This is a genomic window from Agrobacterium sp. 719_389 (genome assembly GCF_900188475.1).
In the GTDB taxonomy this organism is placed as follows: Bacteria; Pseudomonadota; Alphaproteobacteria; order Rhizobiales; family Rhizobiaceae; genus Agrobacterium; species Agrobacterium radiobacter.
In genome coordinates this window covers 98,971-117,391 of the sequence record NZ_FYEM01000015.1, presented here as the reverse complement: position 1 = coordinate 117,391, position 18,421 = coordinate 98,971, and the positions used below count along the sequence as shown (strand labels likewise).

The window sequence follows — 18,421 nt, the reverse complement described above, 5'->3', positions numbered from 1 at the left end:
AGCATCCACACCACGATCGGCAGGTTGATGAAGGTGAGCATGACGGTCAGCCCAATGCGGGTATCGAGCAGGCCGGCATTGCGGAAGATCAGATAGATCGGCACCAGCACGGCAACGGCCGGCATCATCTTGGTGGAGAGCATCCACATCAAGATGTCCTTGGTGCGTTTGGTCGGCGAAAACGCCATGGCCCAGGCGGCGGGAATGGCGATGATGAGCGCGATGATCGTCGAGCCGAGCGACAGCACCACCGAGTTCATGAACGGCTTGAAGTAATCGCGCTGGGTCTGCACGGTGATGTAGTTTTCGAGCGTGCCCGAGGGAATGAGGCTGAAGCCTGCGATCGCTTCCGGCTCGGTCTTGATCGAGGTGAGGAAGGCGTAAAGGATCGGGAAGAACAGCAAAAGCGCCACGGCCCAGGCCGCGATGGAAAAGCCGATCTTTGCGCGTGTCGTTGTCTTGCGGGCCATGATCGCTTCTCCTTAACGGTCGAGGTTCTTGCCGACGGCGCGCATCAGGAAGATGGCGACGATATTGGCGAGCACGACGGCGATGATGCCGCCGGCCGATGCGCCGCCGACGTCGTAACCGAGAAGCGCCGTGCGATAGATGAGGAAGGCAAGGTTGGTCGAGGCATAACCGGGGCCGCCATTGGTGGTGACGAGGATTTCCGCGTAGACACCGAGCAGGAAGATCGTCTGGATCAGGATGACGACGGTGATGGCGCGCGACAGATGCGGCAGCGTCAGATAGACGAAGCGGTTGATGAAGTTGGCGCCATCCATCTCGGCCGCTTCCTTCTGCTCGCCGTCGAGCGACTGCAGGGCGGTCAAGAGGATCAGGGTGGCAAAGGGCAGCCATTGCCAGGCGACGATGATGATGATGGAGAGCAGCGGAAACTGCGCGAACCAGTCGACCGGCTGCAGGCCGAAGAAGCGCGACAGATCGGCAAGCACGCCGTAACCGGGATGCATGATCATGTTCTTCCACACCAGCGCCGCGACAGGCGGCATGACGAAGAACGGCGAGATGATCATGATGCGCACGATGCCCTGGCCGAAAATGTCATTGTCGAGCAAAAGCGCAATGGCGATGCCGCCGATGACGGTGATCGCAAGCACGCCGCCGACGATCAGCAGCGTGTTCCAGATCGACTGGAAGAAGGCCGGATCGGTGTAGAAATACTGATAATTGAACAGGCCGGCGAAGCTGACATTGGCGGGGTTGAGCAGATTGTAGTTCTGGAACGAGAACCACAACGTCATCGCCAGAGGCACGATCATCCACACCAGCAAAAGCAGCACCGATGGCGCAAGCATAACCCGCGCAAGACCGCTCGTGTTTCGGGTTGCCATTGGTAGTTCCCTCCCTGACCAATCCCCGCAACGTCTCCGCCGGGGCATTCAAATTCAACGATTGCCTCAGTGGCGACCTTCGCCCGTCGCCGCATGGTAGGTCGCCAGCACCTGATCCACCGCCGCGACCAGAACCTCCTCCATATCCTTGCCCGCAACCGTGGCGAGCGGCAATTCGCCGAGATACTGGCGCAGCAGGGTTTCGGGAATTGTCTTCCCATCCAGTGCTTTGTGCAAGGCGGAAACGGCGGCAAGCGCCTCCGGCCGCGTCCAGTAATAGCGGATACGGTCGCTGTAGCTGTAGTGGCGCTGCAATCGGAGCGTGATGTCATCGCCATGATAATGTCCGCGCCAGTCACCGGGCGAGGAGAGCATCAGCTCTTCCATGGTCCGCGCCAGGGGACGATCGCCATAATCGCTGATCATCTCGGATGCGATCATGTCGAGAGCGTAAAGCGCTTCGCGATAAGCGAAGGTCAGGCCGGGACCTACTTTCAGTATGGGATATCCATCGCATACCAGTGTCGTGAGAGCGGCCTGCGTCTGGTAATCGGTGGAATGGGCCTCGAAGACCAGTTGCGGTTCGGCATCCAGCACGGCGCTCAAGGCGGTGGCTGCCTGCGGATCATAAGCGACGACATTATCGCTGCCGAATTCCACGCCGGGCTGCACGACGAAGGCGATGACCCGATCAAACGCGTCGGAAAGACCATGTCGCGCGAAGATTTCGCGGTGAAGATCGATGGTCTGGTGTGCTGCCTGCGGCTCCGTCGGTGCGACTGTGTCGAGCACATGATCGGCTCCACCAGGCACCGGCACTTCGGTGCCGAGAATGTAAAGCGGTTTTGGCAAACCGGACTCGATGGCGGCCTTTTCGGCGACGGCCGCGAGTTTCGCGGCCCGGTTGGCAATCGTGACGTCGTCCAGTGCTGCCGGCTCACCGGCGCAACCCATCGATGCGTCAAGATGGATCTTGCGAAAACCGGCGGCCACATAGGCCTCGACCATCGCGGCGGCTTTTGTCAGCGCATCTTCGGCCGTTTCCCTGCGCCAGGGATTGGGGCCGAGATGATCGCCGCCAAAAATCACCAGTTCGCGGGGCAATCCTTCTTCTTCGGCAATGCTGTTGACGAAGCTGACGAAATCCCGTGGTGTCATGCCGGTATAACCGCCGAGATGATTGACCTGATTGCAGGTGGCCTCGATCAGCACCGGTGTCTTGCCGATGGCGGCGCGGCGAATTGCGGCGCGCAAAACCACGGGATGGGCGGAGCAGACTGAGGTGATGCCAGCGGGCCTGCCGGCGCGGCGTGCGGCGGCGAGATTTTCGAGTATGCTGGTCACAGGGTTTCCTCCGACAGTTGCGCGGCCAGAAAGGTGTCGAGTTCGGAAAGGCTGACGGCGCCCTCCATCGGGCCGCGGCGAGTGACATTGTGCGCGCCGGCGGCATTGGCGTAGGCGAGCGCCTTTTGCGGATGCATGCCGAGGCGGCGGCAGGTGAGATAGGTTGCGCCGAAACAGTCGCCGGCGCCGGTCGGATCGATTTCGCGAACCCGCAAGCCGGGGGCGTCGATACGTCCATGGGCGCGGCTGAAATGGCTTGCGCCATCCGCGCCGCGTTTCAGCACGATCTCGCCGATCCCGGAGGCGAGCAGCTTTTCGATCGCCGCCTCCTCGTCATCCAGACCGGAGGCTGCCTGAAGTTCCTCGCCGGAGGGCAGCAGAAGATCGGTGACATCGAGCAGATCATCGATCAGCCTGCGGCCGGCATCGTCCTGCGCCAGTTCCTTGCGGATGTTTGGATCAAAGGACACCGAGCCGCCGCGCGCCTTGACGTTTTTGATCGCCTTCAGAATGATCTCGCCAATACCGGCAATCGCGAAGGCCGATCCCATGACATGCACATGCCCGGCTTTTTCGATAAGAGCCTGCGCTTCATCCGTCATATGCGTTTCGCGCGCCGCCGAATGGGCGATGTTGAAAACGAAGTCCCGTGCGCCGTTTTCCCGGTAACGCACGAAGGCGCTGCCCGTCGGCCGGTCGGCTATTGTGGCGATGGCCGAGACATCAACGCCGTCGCGGCGCAGCCTTTCGACATTGAGGCGGCCGAAATCATCGTCACCAACTGCTGCGATGATGCCGGCGGTTCCGCCACAATGCGCCACCTGATCGATGAAGATGGCCGGTGCGCCGCTCGGGAAGGGGCCGATCAGCGATTGCGGTTCGAGAAAGCCGTCGCCCACCGTCGTCGCCATGATTTCCACGAGGATTTCACCTGCCGTGATGGTCGGACCATTCGTGTGCGGCGCCAGTGCGGATGTCTGCCTCATCGTCTCCTCCTTATACGTTCGGCCCCAGCTTTCGGGCGGATCAAATGCCGTCATTCTGCGGACTCTTGTTTTCGGGTATCATTCAAAAATTTACGCGCGTCAATATATGTAATTATGAAAATTTTGCTGCATCGCAGCAGGAAGCTGGCGCGATGAAATAATTTATGAAGACATTATTTGCGTTAAAACAACTATTTATCGGTATATTCAGTGATGCGACCGTGCTCGGTTTTATTTTCGTATGTTGACAAGGGAGCGGATTTTGAGGGATAAAAAATTTACGCATGTATTTTTATGCGTGGACATCCGTAAAGGAGGAGCGGGTATCATGAGAAAATTTATTGGAATTCTGTCATCGTCCGTGTTCGGCGTCGGCCTCTTCGCCGGTCTTGCGCAGGCGGAGGAAATCAACATCGCCACCGTCAACAATGGCGACATGATCATTATGCAGAAGCTTTCCAGCGCCTGGGAGAAGGAAACGGGCAACAAGATCAACTGGATCGTGCTGGAAGAGAATGTCCTGCGCGAGCGCGTGACGACCGATATCGCCACCAATGGCGGCCAGTTCGACATCATGACCATCGGCGGTTACGAAGCGCCGATCTGGGGCAAACAGGGCTGGCTGGCGCCGGTTGATGATCTCGGCGACGATTACGATTACGCCGATCTGCTCGATCCGATCAAGAAAGGCCTGACGGTGGACGGCAAGCTTTACGCGGTGCCGTTCTACACCGAAAGCTCGTTCACGCTTTACCGCAAGGACCTGTTCGACGCTGCCGGCCTGAAAATGCCTGACAATCCGAGCTACGACCAGATCAAGGATTTCGCCGCCAAGCTGACCGACAAGTCGAAGCAGCAATATGGCATTTGCCTGCGCGGCAAGCCGGGCTGGGGCGAAAACATGGCTTTCCTCGGCACCATGATCAACACATATGGCGGCCGCTGGTTCGACATGGACTGGAAGCCGCAGCTGACGAGTGAGCCGTGGAAAAAGGCGATTGCGGATTATGTGGCGCTGATGACCTCCTACGGCCCGCCCGGCGCGGCAGCCAACGGCTTTAACGAGAACCAGACGCTGTTTTCATCCGGCCGCTGCGCCATGTGGATCGACGCTACCTCGGCTGCGGGCCGGGTCTATGACCCCAAGCAGAGCCAGGTTGCCGACAAGACCGCGTTTACGCGGGCTCCGGTGGAGGCAACGCCGAACGGTTCGAGCTGGTCGTGGTCCTGGAACCTTGCAATTCCAAACAGCACGAAGAAGCTTGAAACCGCCAAGTCCTTCGTCAAATGGGCGACTTCGAAGTCCTATGTGAAGACGGTTGGTGAAAGCGAAGGCTGGGTGGCCGTGCCGCCGGGCACGCGCAAATCCACCTATGAACTGCCGGAATACAAGAAGGCGGCGCCCTTTGCGGATACGGTGCTGAAAGCCATCATGTCGGCTGATCCGTCGAAGCCAACCAAGGATCCGGTTCCCTATACCGGCGTGCAGTTCGTCGCCATACCGGAATTCCAGTCGATCGGCACGATTGTCGGCCAGCAGATTGCGGCGGCACTTTCAGGCCAGCAGACCGTCGATGCCGCACTCGAAGGCGCGCAGAAACAGGTCGAGCGTGACATGACTCGCGCGGGCTACATCAAGTAGCCGCGTCCTCCCGGCGTGCCGCCCGTTCGTCACTTTGACGGCGGGCGGCATGGGTGGGGCTGGCGCACCCGCCGCCCTCATTCCTGTGACAAGCACAGGAATGAGGGGGGGTAGGGCGTGCTGTCACATCTAATCGTTACCCGGTGTTCCGTGTTCGCGGTTGCCGGAAAAATTGCATCTGACAACAAGCGAGCATGGCCAAGTACCTGCCATGCATCACGGAGATCGACATGAGATTGAAGAACAAGGTCGCGCTGATCACCGGCGCCGCCCGCGGCATCGGCCTTGGTTTCGCACAGGCTTTTGCTGATGAAGGCGCGAAGGTGATTATCGCCGATATCGATATTGCCCGCGCGACGGCGTCCGCCGCCGCCATCGGCCCTGCTGCCAAGGCCGTGAAGCTGGATGTGACCGATCTTTCCGAGATCGATACCGTGGTAAAGGCGGCAGATGAGGAATTCGGCGGCATCGACATTCTCGTCAACAATGCCGCGATATTCGACATGGCCCCGATCAATGGCATTACCGAACAGAGTTATGAGCGGGTCTTCGACATCAATCTTAAGGGACCGCTGTTCATGATGAAGGCGGTTTCGAATGTGATGATCGAGCGGGCGCGCGGTGGCAAGATCATCAATATGGCGAGCCAGGCCGGCCGGCGGGGTGAAGCGCTTGTCACGCTTTATTGCGCTTCCAAGGCGGCGATCATTTCCGCCACGCAGTCGGCGGCGCTGGCGCTCGTCAAACATGGCATCAATGTCAATGCAATTGCGCCCGGTGTCGTGGATGGCGAACACTGGGAAGTGGTCGATGCGCATTTTGCCAAATGGGAAGGCCTGAAGCCGGGCGAGAAGAAGGCGGCGGTGGCCAAATCCGTGCCGATCGGCCGTTTCGCCACGCCAGACGACATCAAGGGGCTTGCCGTTTTCCTCGCCTCTTCCGACAGCGACTATATTCTCGCCCAGACATACAATGTCGACGGCGGCAACTGGATGAGCTGAAAAAGCCGGAGATGACCATGCATGCCATTCAATTCGTCGAGAAGGGACAGGCCGTTCTTGCGGAAGTTCCGGTTGCCGATCCGCCGCCGGGCCACGCGCTCGTGCGGGTCAAGGCTTCCGGCCTCTGCCACACCGATATCGATGTGCTTCACGCGCGTTACGGCGACGGTGCCTTTCCGGTCATTCCAGGGCATGAATATGCCGGTGAAGTCGCGGCCGTGGCCGCCGATGTTTCGGGCATAAAGGCCGGCGACCGGGTGGTGGTCGATCCCAATCTGCCGTGTGGCACCTGCCCGAGTTGCAGGAAGGGGCTGACCAATCTTTGCAGCACTCTGAAGGCCTACGGCGTTTCCCATAATGGCGGTTTCGCGGAATTCAGCGTCGTACACGCCGATCACCTGCATGGCATCGGTTCCATGCCCTATCACGTCGCGGCGCTGGCCGAACCGCTCGCCTGCGTCGTCAACGGTATGCAGAGCGCGGGTATCGGCGGGAACGGAACGGTGGCTGAAAATGCACTGGTTTTCGGAGCCGGTCCCATCGGCCTGCTGCTTGCACTGTCGCTGAAATCGCGCGGCATCGAGACGGTTACGATTGCCGATATCAACGAAAGCAGGCTGGCTTTTGCCGAAGGTCTCGGGCTTCAGGTGGCGGTTTCCGGCTCGGAAGCGCTGCTGCGGCAACAGAAGTCTTTCGATGTTGTCGCCGATGCGACCGGTATTGCCCCCGTTGCGGAAGCGATGATCTCGCTGGTTGCCGATGGTGGCACGGCGCTGTTCTTTGGCGTCTGCGCGCCGGATGCCCGCATTTCGGTTGCGCCCTTCGAAATCTTCAGGCGTCAGCTCAAGCTTGTCGGTTCGCATTCGCTGAACCGCAACATACCGCAGGCGCTTGCCATTCTGGAAACGGATGGCGATGTCATGGCGCGGCTCGTCTCGCACCGGCTGCCGCTTTCGGAGATGCTGCCGTTCTTTACGAAGAAACCATCCGATCCGGCCACCATGAAAGTGCAATTTGCAGCCGAATGATCGTTTGGTGGTTGATAACCGCAGTCGACCGGCTTTTCGTGCGAAGGCCGGTCGATATAAAGTACCACATGTAATATTTCATGGGGGCAAGCACTTTGGCCAAATCTATCAGGACGATGGAAGAGTTTTCGGAATTCGTCGGCCTTTCCCGCCCGACCGTTTCGAAATACTTCAATGATCCGGCCTCGGTCCGCAAGAAGACCCGGGATGCTATCGAGGACGCGCTGAAGAAATCGGGCTTCAGGCCCAATATCTTTGCCGTGAACCTCAACCGCCGCCGCTCCAATATCATCGGCATCATCATCCCGAATTCGACGGACCCGTTCTATATGGCGCTGACGAGCCGTATCGAACTCATCGCCAACGAGGCGGGGTTCCTTGCCTTCGTGCTGTCTTCTGATGGCAAGGCGGAAATCGAAGACCGCGCCATCCGCACCTTCAAGTCGATGAATGTCGCGGGCGCGATCATCGCGCCGCTCGGCGTCAAGTCCCACCGCGCCACGCTGGAGCAACTCGCGGCCAGTATTCCGATCGTTTATGTGGATTCGCCGCTCGATGAGACCTCGGCCTTTGTCGGCACCGACAACCGCCAGAGTGTCGGGCTGATGGTGGATTATCTCTGCCGTTCGGGCGAGCCGCCCTGTTTCTTCGACATGCCGCAGGTCAACACCAACGCCGCGACGCGTCGCACGGCTTATGAGGAGGCCATGCAGCGCCTCGGTTTCGAGCCGCATGTGATCAATGTCCCTGAGATCGTCACCTGGGATTTCGAGCGTTTCGCTTTTGATGAAGCGTCCCGGCTGCTTGATGGGGCAGGGCATTTGCCATCACGCACCATTCTGTGCGCCAATGACCGTATCGCCTTCGGCGTCATCGCAGCCGCTTTCCAGAAGGGCATCAAGGTTGGCCACGGTGCGGATTACGACCTCAGGGTCGCAGGCCATGATGATCATCCGCTGTCGCGTTACGCCTGCCCGCCGATTACCACGGTCGCGCAGAACTATAACGAGATCGGCAGGCTCTCGATCGAGCTTCTGTTGCAGAAGCTGGACGAAGAGGCAGATGACGCGACCCGGATGCGCGAGCGTATTCTCCTCAGTGCCGATCTGATGCTGCGCAAATCGGCCTGATTATTTGTTAGGTGAGCTAAACAAAAAATCTTATTTTCTAAATAGAACTAATATCTGAACGCTCCTACTCTGTTCTCAAGGTTGCTTTGGGAGGCGACCGCGAGAGCCGGCGCAAAGGCGTGCCGGGATCCGGGAGGAAAGCAGAAACGTCATGTCGTCGGTGCCGCGAGGGTTGACCCTTCGTAGCCTCGCCAGCGCATGGCCTTCGCCGGGCAGACTGGACACTCTCGCCAGCAATTTCCCCAGCGAAGGATGTCAAAACATGAATCTCTATTCTCTCCTGTCAGCGCGTGCAGCCGGTGGTAAGCCTGTCCGGGTGGGCCTTATCGGCGCCGGCAAATTCGGTTCCATGGTGCTCGCCCAGGCGCAGCGCATCGCCGGTTTTCACATGGTCGCCGTCGCAGACCTCAATGTCGGCAAGGCGAAGGAATCGCTGGACCGTGTCGGCTGGCCGAAGGAGCGTTACGATGCGAACAGTTGCGCCGAGGCTCTGAAGAGCGGCAAGACCTATGTGACCGACGATGTGAACGAGCTTTTCGCCTGCGGCGAGATCGAATGCGTGATCGAGGCCACCGGCCATCCGCTTGCCGGCGCGCGCCATGCACTGGGCGCCATCGACCACAACAAACATGTCGTCATGGTCAATGTCGAAGCCGACGTGATGGTCGGGCCGATCCTTGCCGAGAAGGCCCGCGCCAAGGGCCTGATCTATTCCATGGCTTATGGCGACCAGCCGGCGCTGATCTGCGAGCTGGTCGACTGGGCGCGCGCCACCGGCTTCGAGGTCGTCTCCGCCGGCAAGGGCATGAATTTCGAGCCGCGTTACCGTTATTCGACGCCAGACACGGTCTGGGGTTATTTCGGCTGGACGGACGAGGAAGTGGCCAAGGGCGACTTCAATCCGAAAATGTACAATTCCTTCACCGATGGCACCAAGGCGGCCATCGAAATGGCGGCCGTCGCCAACGGCACGGGGCTGGATTGCCCGGATGACGGTCTGGCCTTCCCGCCCGCCGGCCTGCACGATCTCGCCCGCGTCTTCCGCCCCGCTGCCGATGGCGGCCGCATGGCGCGTTCCGGCCTCGTGGATATTGCCGCGAGCCAGGAGCCGGATGGGCGCGAGGTGTTCAACAACATCCGCTACGGCGTTTTCGTCACCTTCAAGGCGCATAATGAATATGCCCGCGCCTGCTTCAAGCAATATGGCCTCCTGACCGATCCGTCGGGCTGGTACGCTTCCATGTGGCGTCCGTTCCATATCATCGGTCTGGAAACCTCGATCAGCGTGCTGTCCGCGGTGCTGCGCAACGAGGCCACCGGTTGCTCCAAGGAGTTCCGCGGCGATGCCGTCGCGACCGCCAAGAAGGATATGCAGCCGGGCGAGATGCTTGACGGCGAGGGCGGTTACGCGGTCTGGGCCAATGCGATTCCCGCCACCCGCAGCCTTGACATCAAGGCGCTGCCGATCGGTCTTGCCCATAATGTCAAGCTGAAGCGCGCCATCAAGAAAGACCAGATCGTCAGCTTCGACGATGTGGAGCTGGTCAATGACCTTGACGTGGTGAAGCTGCGTCAGGACATGGAAAACCGCTTCCGTCCGCAAAAAGAAGCCGCAGCGTGATGGGCGGAGAAGCTGATATGTCCAATGGCGCTTTCGTGGTGATCGCGGAATTTCGGGTGAAGCCCGAAGCGATGGACGCCTTTCTCGATGCGGCGCGCGATGACGCCAAGCATTCGGTTGAGGATGAACCGGGTTGCCGCCAATTCGACGTGGTGCGGCCGGAGACGGGAAACAATGTGGTGTTCTATGAGGTCTATGACGACAGACAGGCTTTCGACGATCATCTGAAAACACCGCATCTCGACCGGTTTCGGGAAGCATTTCCCGCCCTTATCGAAGAAGAGCTGCCGGTGCGGTTTCTGAACCGGCAGTGGCTCTGAAAGATGGAAACGATGGCTGACATTCGCCAGATCGCCGTTATCGGAACGGGTATCATGGGCTCCCCCATGGCGCGGCGTCTGGCGGAGGCCGGTTTTTCCGTCAAGGCCTGGAACCGCAGTGCTGAAAAAGCTGCGGTTCTGGCGGCAAAGGGCGTGCAGCCGGCGGCCACGGCTGCCGAAGCTGTAACCGAAGCCGATGTCGTGCTCTGTATGCTGAGTTCCGGGCCGGTCTGCGACGAGGTTCTGCTCGGCGCCTCGGGTGTCGTTTCCACCATGAAGCCTGGTGCATTTCTGCTGGTGATGAGTTCGATCCCGGTCGACAGCGCGCGGGAACAGGCGGAGGCGGCAAAAGCTCATGGCGTCGCTTATGTCGATGCACCGGTTTCCGGCGGCGAAAAAGGCGCGACTGAGGGAACGCTCGCCATCATGGCCGGCGGTGAGCAGCGGGATGTGGACGCATTGCGGCCGCTCCTCAATTGCCTCGGCCGCGTCACCCATGTCGGTCCGGTGGGCTGCGGCTCATTGGCCAAGCTGGCCAACCAGCTGATCGTCGCCTCGACAATCTGCGCCGTTGCGGAAGCTTTGACGCTGGTTGAAGCGGGGGGAGCCGACCCGGCGCGGGTGCGCCAGGCTTTGCTTGGCGGTTTTGCCGAGTCCACCGTCTTCCGCCAGCACGGCAAACGCATGGTGGAAGGCGATTTTCGCCCCGGCGGGCCGGCGAAATATCAGGTGAAGGATACGTCCACGGCGCTGGCTTTCGCCAAGAGCCGTGGCCTGAAATTACCGGTCGGCGAGGAGGTTGACCGGCTGTTCCGCTCCATGGTCGAGCATGGCGCGGGCGAGCTTGATCACAGCGGTGTGATCCTTGAAGTTAAACGCATGAATGCGTTCGGAGGAACGCTCGAAACTGTTTAGAGACAACAACGGGAGGAACACATGAAAATTTCAAAACTTTACGGGCTGGCTCTCGCCGCCACCATGCTGGTTGCATCGATCGCGCAGGCGGAAACGCTCACGCTTTCGACGCCGGATCCGGACAATTCCGAAATTACGCTCGCGGCCAACAAGTTCGCCGAGCTGGTGTCCGCCAAGACGAATGGCGAAGTCACCGTCAAGGTCTTCCCGAACGGCTCGCTTTACGGCGGCGATCCATCGGGCGCCGTCAAGCAGCTGGCGGGCGGATCGCTCGACATGCTGCTTCTGGCGACATCGCTTTATGCGAATTTCGACCCGCGTTTTTCGGCGATTTCCATTCCCTATCTTTTTGACGATGAAGAACAGCTTCGCACCTATCTGGAAGGTGAGCAGGGCAAGGAGCTGATTGCCGGACTGGAAAAGATCGGCATCAAGGCCGTTGATCTGTGGCCGCGCCCTTTCCGCCAGATGACCAATTCCAAGCGCCCGATAACCTCGCCGGATGATCTCAAGGGTTTGAAGTTCCGCGTTCCCAACAATCCGCTCTGGGTGGAATTCTTCAAGAAGATGGGCGCCGCACCGACGCCGCTCGCCTTTGCCGAGGTTTATAACGCCCTGCAGCTGAAGGTCGTCGACGGGCAGGAAAACCCCATCAACGTCCCATTGTCGGCGAAATTCTACGAGGTGCAGAAATACGTCTCGATCACCAACCATATGGGTGACGGCTGGGTTCTGGGCATCAGCCCCGCCAAGTTCAACGCCCTGAGCGATGCGCACAAGGCAGCCGTTGAGGAGGCGGCGAAGGAAGCGGAAGTGTGGAAGGTTGCAAACGACGCCTCGAGCGCGGAAGCGACGATCGCCGAACTGCAGAAACACGGAATGGAGATCAATCGCCTGACGCCGGAGCAGCAGAAGGCGTTCGTGGAAGTCTCAAAGGGCCTCTATCCCGTCTTTGCCGGGCTGGTGAAGGATCAGGCTTTCTTTGACAAGACCATTGCCGCCGTTGGCAAGAAGTAAGGCCATCAGGTCTTCCGGGCCGGCGCGCAGCCGGTCCGGTTGGGAGGACAGGTTTATGGACGAAACGTCATCATTTTTCGGCAGGGTCATCAGATTGGCGACCGACGTGCTGGCCGGTCTGGCCGCTATCGGGGTTCTGGCCGTCGTGCTTCTGCAGGTGTCGACCCGAATGTGGGGCACTCCGGTCTCCTGGACCGAGGAAGCGACACGGTATCTTTTCATATGGATGGTGTTCCTGGGTGTGGCGGGCAGCTTCCGCACCGCCGACATGGCGCGGGTAACGGTGTTCATCGCCCTGATGCCGGCCTGTGTGCGGCGTCTTGCGCTGCCCATCTACGTCGTGTCGTCGGTCGTCTTTTTCGGCCTGATGATCTGGACGGGCTGGACGCTGGTGCGCCAGCAATATGTGATGAATGAAGCCGCCGCGACGCTTGCCACGCCGATGTGGATGATCGGCGTCATCATTCCGCTCAGCGCGGCTCTCGGCATTGCCGCCATCGTGGAATCCCTGCGCCAGCATCGCGACCGCATCGAACTGCCGGAAGGCCTGCAGCCTCTTGCCGATGCCGATCTGGTGGTTGGAAATATGGAGAAACGGCCATGAGCCTGACGCTGCTTGGACTTTTCCTTCTCATGAGCGCTTTCGGCGTTCCGCTTGCCGTCGCGCTCGGCCTTGCGAGCCTTGCCTCCATTGCACTTTATACGTCGATGCCGATGGACCTTCTGGCGCAAACCATGTTTTCCGGCATGAACTCCTTCCTTCTGGTTGCGGTGCCGCTTTTCATTCTCGTCGGCGTTCTGATGGAACGGGGCAAGGTCGCCGAACGGCTGTTCGACTTTGCCGAGGCGATTGTCGGCTGGCTTCCCGGTGGTCTCGGCCATGTTAATGTCGCCTCGTCGGTGATTTTCGGCGGTGTCTCCGGTTCATCCGTCGCCGATATCGCCTCGATCGGCGCAATCGAGATCAAGGCCATGGAGCGTCACGGTTTTCCCAAGGGATATGCCGTTGGACTGACGCTTTGCACCTCCACGCTCTCGTCCATCATCCCGCCGTCGATCCTCATCGTCATTGCCGGCTCAGTGGCCAATGCTTCCATCGGAACGCTGCTTGTGGCAGGGCTGGTGCCGGGCCTGTTCCTTGCATTCGTCTTCATGGTTTTCAACCATATTTACGCCGTGCGTCATGGCTTCAATCCGCCCACACCCTTCAATGTACGACGTGTTTTGACGACGGGTCTTGCGGCCATCCTGCCGATGCTGACGCCAGTGATTTTGCTGATTGGTATCGTCGACGGATATTTCACCCCTACGGAGGCGGCCGGCATCGCCGTTGTGTACACGCTGTTTCTGGCAGTGATCCTCTACCGCACGATCCCGTTTTCCGCACTGCTCGGCATCTTCATGGAGACCGCACGCACATCGGGGTCGATCCTCTTCATCGCGGCGACGGCAAAGCTGGCCGCCTGGGTCTTCACTTTCGACGGCCTGCCCGCACAGGTCGCAGTCTTCCTCGGCCATATCAGCACCGGGCCGACCATGGCGATGGTATTGATATTTTTCTTCCTGATCGTCGTTGGCATGTTCATGGATGCAATTGCGGCGATGTTCATTCTCATTCCGGTACTTCTGCCGCCAGCGGTATCGCTGGGGGTCGATCCCATACATTTCCTGATCGTCATGGTCATCACACTGACGTTGGGGCTCGTCACGCCTCCCGTCGGCGTATGCCTGTTTGCCGTTGCGCAAGTCGCGAAAATGTCGATCGAGGATGTGATAAAAGGCTCCCTTGCGCCAATGGCCATTCTGGTCGCTGCCATCTTCGCGCTGGTTCTGTTTCCGGATTTGACGCTTGCGCCCATCCGGCTCATGGGGCTTTACTAAGTCCACGCGAAGAAGACCGAAAAATCAGACAACGCGACGGGCTTGCCACTCGTCGCGTTGTTTTCGCATCCATTCCAGAAACAGCATCACTTTTCTCTGCCGCAGATGGGAATGCGGGCAAACAATCCATTGGGTGACCAGCTTGATACGTGGCGCGTCGATGACGGGACAGACAAGCGCTCCGGTGCCAAGTTCCCGTTCCATCATCAGCGTGCTTTCCAGTGCCACGCCCAGGCCGCCGGCCGCCGCATCAATTGCCATATGGCTACGATCGAACAGCACACGCCGCCATCGCGTGTCGGAATTGACACCGGCCATCGGGAACCAGTGCGTCCACTGCGCCTGCGCCTTCACAGAATGAATGAGCCGCAATTCAAGTAGCTCGACGGCCTGAAGGCTCCCGGCGGCAGCGTAATCCGGTGCGGACACCGGCAGGAATTCCTCCTCCACCAGCCCTTCCACGAAGAGGCCCGGCCAGCGGCCATCGCCGTGGCGCAGCTCTATATCAACGAGTTCCTGCGAAAAATCGGTCGGCTCGTTGGTGCCGTCGAGGCGTACTTCCAGTTCCGGGTGTTCCTCCAGAAACGAGCCGAGACGCGGCAGCAGCCACTTGTTGGAGATTGTCGGCGTCGCCCGGATCGTCAGCGTGGTGACCGAGCGGAAGCCGCGAATGCTGTCGGTGGCGTCCGCAATCTGTTCGATCTGCGCGGTGATCATCGAAAAATAGCGTTCGCCCGCTTCAGTCAGCGTTACCTTGCGGCCGGTTCGCGCCATCAGTGTCGTGCCGAGCTGGCCTTCCAGCACCTGAATCTGCTGGGAAACGGCGGAGGGCGTGACGCTAAGTTCCTCCGCCGCCCGCGAAATGCTGCCCGCCCTTGCCGCGGCGTGGAAGACGAGGATCGATTTTATCGGTATCTGCATGAGGTGGTCTTCGCTTAACAAATCACGGCGGTCACCTGAGTATCACAGGTGACCGCCGTGTTGAAAAGCGTTGAACGCGAGGCTTTTAGCGGTGGCTTGGCAGTTTCGGCAGGAATACCGTCAGAAGGCCGAGCAGCGGCATGTAGGAGCAGATGCGGTAGACGAATTCGATGCCTTCCTTATCCGCATAGACGCCCAGAACCGCAGCCCCGATGCCGCCGAAACCGAAGGCGAAACCGAAGAACATGCCGGCGATGAGGCCGACGCGGCCCGGCACCAGTTCCTGCGCGAACACCACGATGGCCGAGAAGGCCGACGAGAAGACGAAGCCGATGACGACGACCAGAACCGCCGTCCAGAACAGGTTGGCATAGGGCAGCATCAGCGCGAAGGGAATGACGCCGAGGATCGAGAACCAGATGACGACGCGCGAGCCGAAACGGTCACCGATCGGGCCGCCGAAGAACACACCGAGCGCCGAAGCCCCGAGGAAGAGGAACAGCAGAACCTGCGCATCCTGTACGCCGAGGCCGAACCTGTCGATCGTGTAGAAGGTGAAGTAGCTGGACAGGCTGGCGAGATAGGCGTTCTTGGTTGCGGTCAGGACCACCAGAACGAGAAGCGTCATCATAACCGTGCCGCGTGCCAACGGCAGGGCGCGGCTGACCGGAGCCTTGCCGACCGTTGCGCGGCGGTGGCGGGTATACCAGACACCGACCCACGAAAGCACGCCAAAACCGACGAGCGCAATCAGCGAGAACCAGCTGAGGCTCGACTGGCCGAGCGGGATGACGATGAAAGCGGCGAGCAGCGGGCCGATGGCCGTGCCGGTATTGCCGCCGACCTGGAAGAAGGATTGCGCCAGACCATGACGGCCGCCCGATGCCAGGCGCGCAACGCGCGAGGCTTCCGGATGGAAGATCGCCGAGCCGATACCAATGAGGCAGGCCCCGATCACCAGAACCTCGAAACTGTGGGCGAAGGCGAGTGTGATGAGGCCGGCGCAGGTGGACAGCATGGCGACGGGCAGGGAGAAAGGCATGGGCCAGCGATCGGTCACCATTCCGACGACCGGCTGCAGCAGCGATGCGGTGACCTGAAAGGCGAAGGTCAGCAGCCCGATCTGCATGAAGTCGAGCGCGTAATTGGCTTTCAGCAGCGGATAAAGCGACGTCAGCAGCGATTGCATGATGTCGTTGAGCATATGGCAGAAGCTCGCGGCTGCGATAATTGAAAACGCTGTGCGTTGCGGGTTGAACCCGGCGCTGGTGACGGTGGCCATGATGTATCCTCTCCAGATTCCCGATCGAAAGACGGGAAACGTGTCTTTATTTCTTCCCGCTTTTATTCATATTGTTTCTGGCCTGCATCTTTGCTCTGGACGATTTTCTTTGTGAGTGGGCCAAATGGCAAAAAACAATTCCATGATCTTCGGCTCCTTTTCCGCCGAAGACCACAACTACATGCTGAATTTGATCGATGGCACCAACGAGCCGGTGCTGGCGATTTCCCGCACCTATGCCAAGGGACATCGGGCACCGATCCACAGCCATCTGCGGGCGCAGATCTGGCATGCTCGCCAGGGCGTGGTTCTGGTCAGCACTGCAGATGGTCGCTGGATGATACCACCCGGCCACGGGCTGATCATTCCCGCCGGGCTGGAACACGAGTCGGAAACCATATCGATGGTGGAAATGCAATCGATCTATGTGCATCCCGAGCTGTTTCAGGCCGAGGTGCCGCGGGTGGTGGAAATCACCGATCTCGCCTCAAGCCTGATTGCCGAATTGCTGGGCGAGGAGCATCAGCCACCCGCTTTCCATCGGCGCGGTCTGGTGCGGGCGCTGTTGCTGGACGAGATCAACCGCCTGCCGGAACGACCGCTCGGATTGCCTTTTCCCGATAACGAGCGTCTGGCGGCGCTGTGCCGCGATTTCCTGAAAAAGCCGGTGGCGCGGGTGGAGATCGATGACTGGGCGGCGGCCATGGGCATCAGCCGGCGCTCGTTTACGCGGCTGTTCCGCAAGGAACTGGGGTTGAGTTTCGTCACCTGGCGCCAGCAGGCCTGTATCTTCGCCTCACTGCCGAGGCTGGCGGCCGGCGAGGCGGTGACCAATGTGGCGCTGGATGCCGGTTATGAAAACATCCCCGCCTTCACCACCATGTTCCGGCGGATGCTGGGCAGTTCGCCCCGGGCTTATCGGCAGGCGGCGCGGCAGCGCGTTGGAGCTTTTCCGGAGCCGGAAGAAATTGGCGACTAGGCTTCACGTCCCTCCTCATCCCTGTGCCTGTCACAGGAATGAGGGAGATGCCCTAAGCCGCCGTCGCCCGCATGTCGCGGCGGAAATCGGAAGGCGACATGCCGGCAATCTGGCGAAACGCCTTGTTGAAAGCGCTGACGGAGCCGAAGCCGCTTTCCATGGCGATCTGCAGAATATTGTCCTTGCCCGTCATCAGCATGGCCTGAGCGCGTGAAAGACGTAGCAAGGTCAGATATTTGATCAGCGTCATGCCTGTGGATTTGCGGAACAGGTTCATCGCATATTTCGGATGCAACGATGCGGCGCGGGCAATATCGGTCGCATCAATGTCATCGAGAAAATTGGCAGCGATGAAATCGCACATGCGCACCACGCCGATGGATGGCGCCATGCCTTCCTCGTCCTCTTTGTGTTTTCCATCGGCGGCGGACGATACGACGGAATAGGGTTCGAGAAACATCCGTTCCACCCGCAGCAGCAGTTCCTCCACCGCATGTTGCGCTCTGGCCGGGTCACCCGAGGCGACGTAGCGGAACCAGCGGCCAAAATTCTCCTTATCCGCCAGGTCAGTCTCGGCGCTTACCATTGTGGCGCCACCCATCAACTGGCTGGAGACGGCGGCCGGCAGGCGCATACGGAAGAAATGCACAAGCGGCAGATGCGCGCCTGCGTAAAAGGAATCGTCGGAGGAATGATCCATCTGGTGCGGCTGGCCACCCCAGAAAATGCACATCTGGCCCGCCTCGAGCGAGAGTTCGTGATCGCCCATGCGGTAATGCACCGATCCCGACATCACATAGTTCACCTCCACCTGCGCGTGCCAGTGGGGGCGGAGCATGATGGGCGGGTGATTATGGAAAAGTTGAAGCGTTGTCGGCATGCCTTCGATGCTGCTTGCACCCGGCTGGTAGAAGGCTCTTTCGGCAATCTTACTTTCCGCCAAATCGATGTTCCCTTTTTACGAGACAGATTTCCTGCCGCCGCTAATGTGCCCATGTT

17 protein-coding genes and 1 pseudogene are annotated in these 18,421 nt (G+C 59.8%); 11 read left to right on the top strand and 7 right to left on the bottom strand.

Features of this window, described 5'->3' with window-relative positions:
• From CFB10_RS23015 to CFB10_RS23000, 4 genes and pseudogenes are all read right to left on the bottom strand, one after another.
• A pseudogene (locus tag CFB10_RS23015) lies at positions 1 to 470 on the bottom strand (carbohydrate ABC transporter permease); the annotation flags it as partial.
• A 12-nt stretch (positions 471 to 482) separates the two neighbouring features.
• On the bottom strand, positions 483 to 1,355 hold the full coding sequence (locus CFB10_RS23010; RefSeq protein WP_026372482.1) for a carbohydrate ABC transporter permease: 873 nt from the start codon (positions 1,353 to 1,355) through the stop codon (positions 483 to 485).
• A 66-nt stretch (positions 1,356 to 1,421) separates the two neighbouring features.
• Positions 1,422 to 2,699: a D-tagatose-bisphosphate aldolase, class II, non-catalytic subunit gene (locus tag CFB10_RS23005; RefSeq protein WP_026372481.1), complete on the bottom strand. Its 1,278-nt coding sequence runs from the start codon at positions 2,697 to 2,699 to the stop codon at positions 1,422 to 1,424.
• A complete protein-coding gene (locus CFB10_RS23000; protein ID WP_026372480.1) occupies positions 2,696 to 3,685 on the bottom strand; it encodes a sugar kinase in 990 nt (329 codons plus the stop codon). The genes CFB10_RS23005 and CFB10_RS23000 overlap by 4 nt, the downstream gene beginning before the upstream one ends.
• A 328-nt stretch (positions 3,686 to 4,013) precedes the next feature.
• Between CFB10_RS23000 and CFB10_RS22995 the strand changes: the two genes are divergently transcribed.
• The 10 genes from CFB10_RS22995 to CFB10_RS22950 all read left to right on the top strand — a co-directional run bounded on the left by CFB10_RS22995 (position 4,014) and on the right by CFB10_RS22950 (position 14,240).
• The gene (locus CFB10_RS22995) at positions 4,014 to 5,327 is read left to right on the top strand and encodes a sugar ABC transporter substrate-binding protein (protein WP_026372479.1); all 1,314 of its coding nucleotides are present in this window, start codon (positions 4,014 to 4,016) and stop codon (positions 5,325 to 5,327) included.
• Between the two features lie 230 nt (positions 5,328 to 5,557).
• Positions 5,558 to 6,328, top strand: a complete 771-nt coding sequence (locus CFB10_RS22990; protein WP_026372478.1) for a galactitol 2-dehydrogenase — start codon at positions 5,558 to 5,560, stop codon at positions 6,326 to 6,328.
• Between the two features lie 17 nt (positions 6,329 to 6,345).
• On the top strand, positions 6,346 to 7,356 hold the full coding sequence (locus CFB10_RS22985; RefSeq protein ID WP_026372477.1) for a D-altritol 5-dehydrogenase: 1,011 nt from the start codon (positions 6,346 to 6,348) through the stop codon (positions 7,354 to 7,356).
• Between the two features lie 116 nt (positions 7,357 to 7,472).
• Positions 7,473 to 8,486: a LacI family DNA-binding transcriptional regulator gene (locus tag CFB10_RS22980; protein ID WP_026372476.1), complete on the top strand. Its 1,014-nt coding sequence runs from the start codon at positions 7,473 to 7,475 to the stop codon at positions 8,484 to 8,486.
• Positions 8,487 to 8,748: 262 nt separating this feature from the next.
• On the top strand, positions 8,749 to 10,107 hold the full coding sequence (locus CFB10_RS22975; protein ID WP_026372475.1) for an NAD(P)H-dependent oxidoreductase: 1,359 nt from the start codon (positions 8,749 to 8,751) through the stop codon (positions 10,105 to 10,107).
• A 17-nt stretch (positions 10,108 to 10,124) separates the two neighbouring features.
• Entirely contained in the window at positions 10,125 to 10,427 is a 303-nt protein-coding gene (locus tag CFB10_RS22970; protein WP_026372474.1) for a putative quinol monooxygenase, read from the top strand.
• Positions 10,428 to 10,439: 12 nt separating this feature from the next.
• Positions 10,440 to 11,342 (top strand): NAD(P)-dependent oxidoreductase, encoded by a 903-nt coding sequence (locus CFB10_RS22965; RefSeq protein WP_026372473.1) that lies wholly within the window; start codon positions 10,440 to 10,442, stop codon positions 11,340 to 11,342.
• Positions 11,343 to 11,363: 21 nt separating this feature from the next.
• Complete coding sequence (locus CFB10_RS22960) at positions 11,364 to 12,359, top strand: DctP family TRAP transporter solute-binding subunit (RefSeq protein ID WP_026372472.1); 996 nt, start codon at positions 11,364 to 11,366, stop codon at positions 12,357 to 12,359.
• Between the two features lie 55 nt (positions 12,360 to 12,414).
• On the top strand, positions 12,415 to 12,963 hold the full coding sequence (locus CFB10_RS22955; RefSeq protein WP_026372471.1) for a TRAP transporter small permease: 549 nt from the start codon (positions 12,415 to 12,417) through the stop codon (positions 12,961 to 12,963).
• Complete coding sequence (locus CFB10_RS22950) at positions 12,960 to 14,240, top strand: TRAP transporter large permease (RefSeq protein ID WP_026372470.1); 1,281 nt, start codon at positions 12,960 to 12,962, stop codon at positions 14,238 to 14,240. The genes CFB10_RS22955 and CFB10_RS22950 overlap by 4 nt, the downstream gene beginning before the upstream one ends.
• A gap of 24 nt (positions 14,241 to 14,264) precedes the next feature.
• On the opposite strand, the gene CFB10_RS22945 is transcribed toward CFB10_RS22950, so the two are convergent.
• Both CFB10_RS22945 and CFB10_RS22940 read right to left on the bottom strand, forming a co-directional pair.
• Positions 14,265 to 15,161, bottom strand: coding sequence for a LysR substrate-binding domain-containing protein (locus tag CFB10_RS22945; protein WP_026372469.1), 897 nt, complete (start codon positions 15,159 to 15,161; stop codon positions 14,265 to 14,267).
• A gap of 85 nt (positions 15,162 to 15,246) precedes the next feature.
• On the bottom strand, positions 15,247 to 16,443 hold the full coding sequence (locus tag CFB10_RS22940; protein ID WP_003510380.1) for an MFS transporter: 1,197 nt from the start codon (positions 16,441 to 16,443) through the stop codon (positions 15,247 to 15,249).
• Positions 16,444 to 16,567: 124 nt separating this feature from the next.
• Here CFB10_RS22940 and CFB10_RS22935 point away from each other — a divergent pair, with 124 nt between their 5' ends.
• Entirely contained in the window at positions 16,568 to 17,422 is an 855-nt protein-coding gene (locus CFB10_RS22935) for a helix-turn-helix domain-containing protein (RefSeq protein ID WP_026372468.1), read from the top strand.
• Between the two features lie 52 nt (positions 17,423 to 17,474).
• On the opposite strand, the gene CFB10_RS22930 is transcribed toward CFB10_RS22935, so the two are convergent.
• Entirely contained in the window at positions 17,475 to 18,371 is an 897-nt protein-coding gene (locus CFB10_RS22930) for a helix-turn-helix domain-containing protein (RefSeq protein ID WP_026372467.1), read from the bottom strand.
• Positions 18,372 to 18,421: the final 50 nt, after the last annotated feature.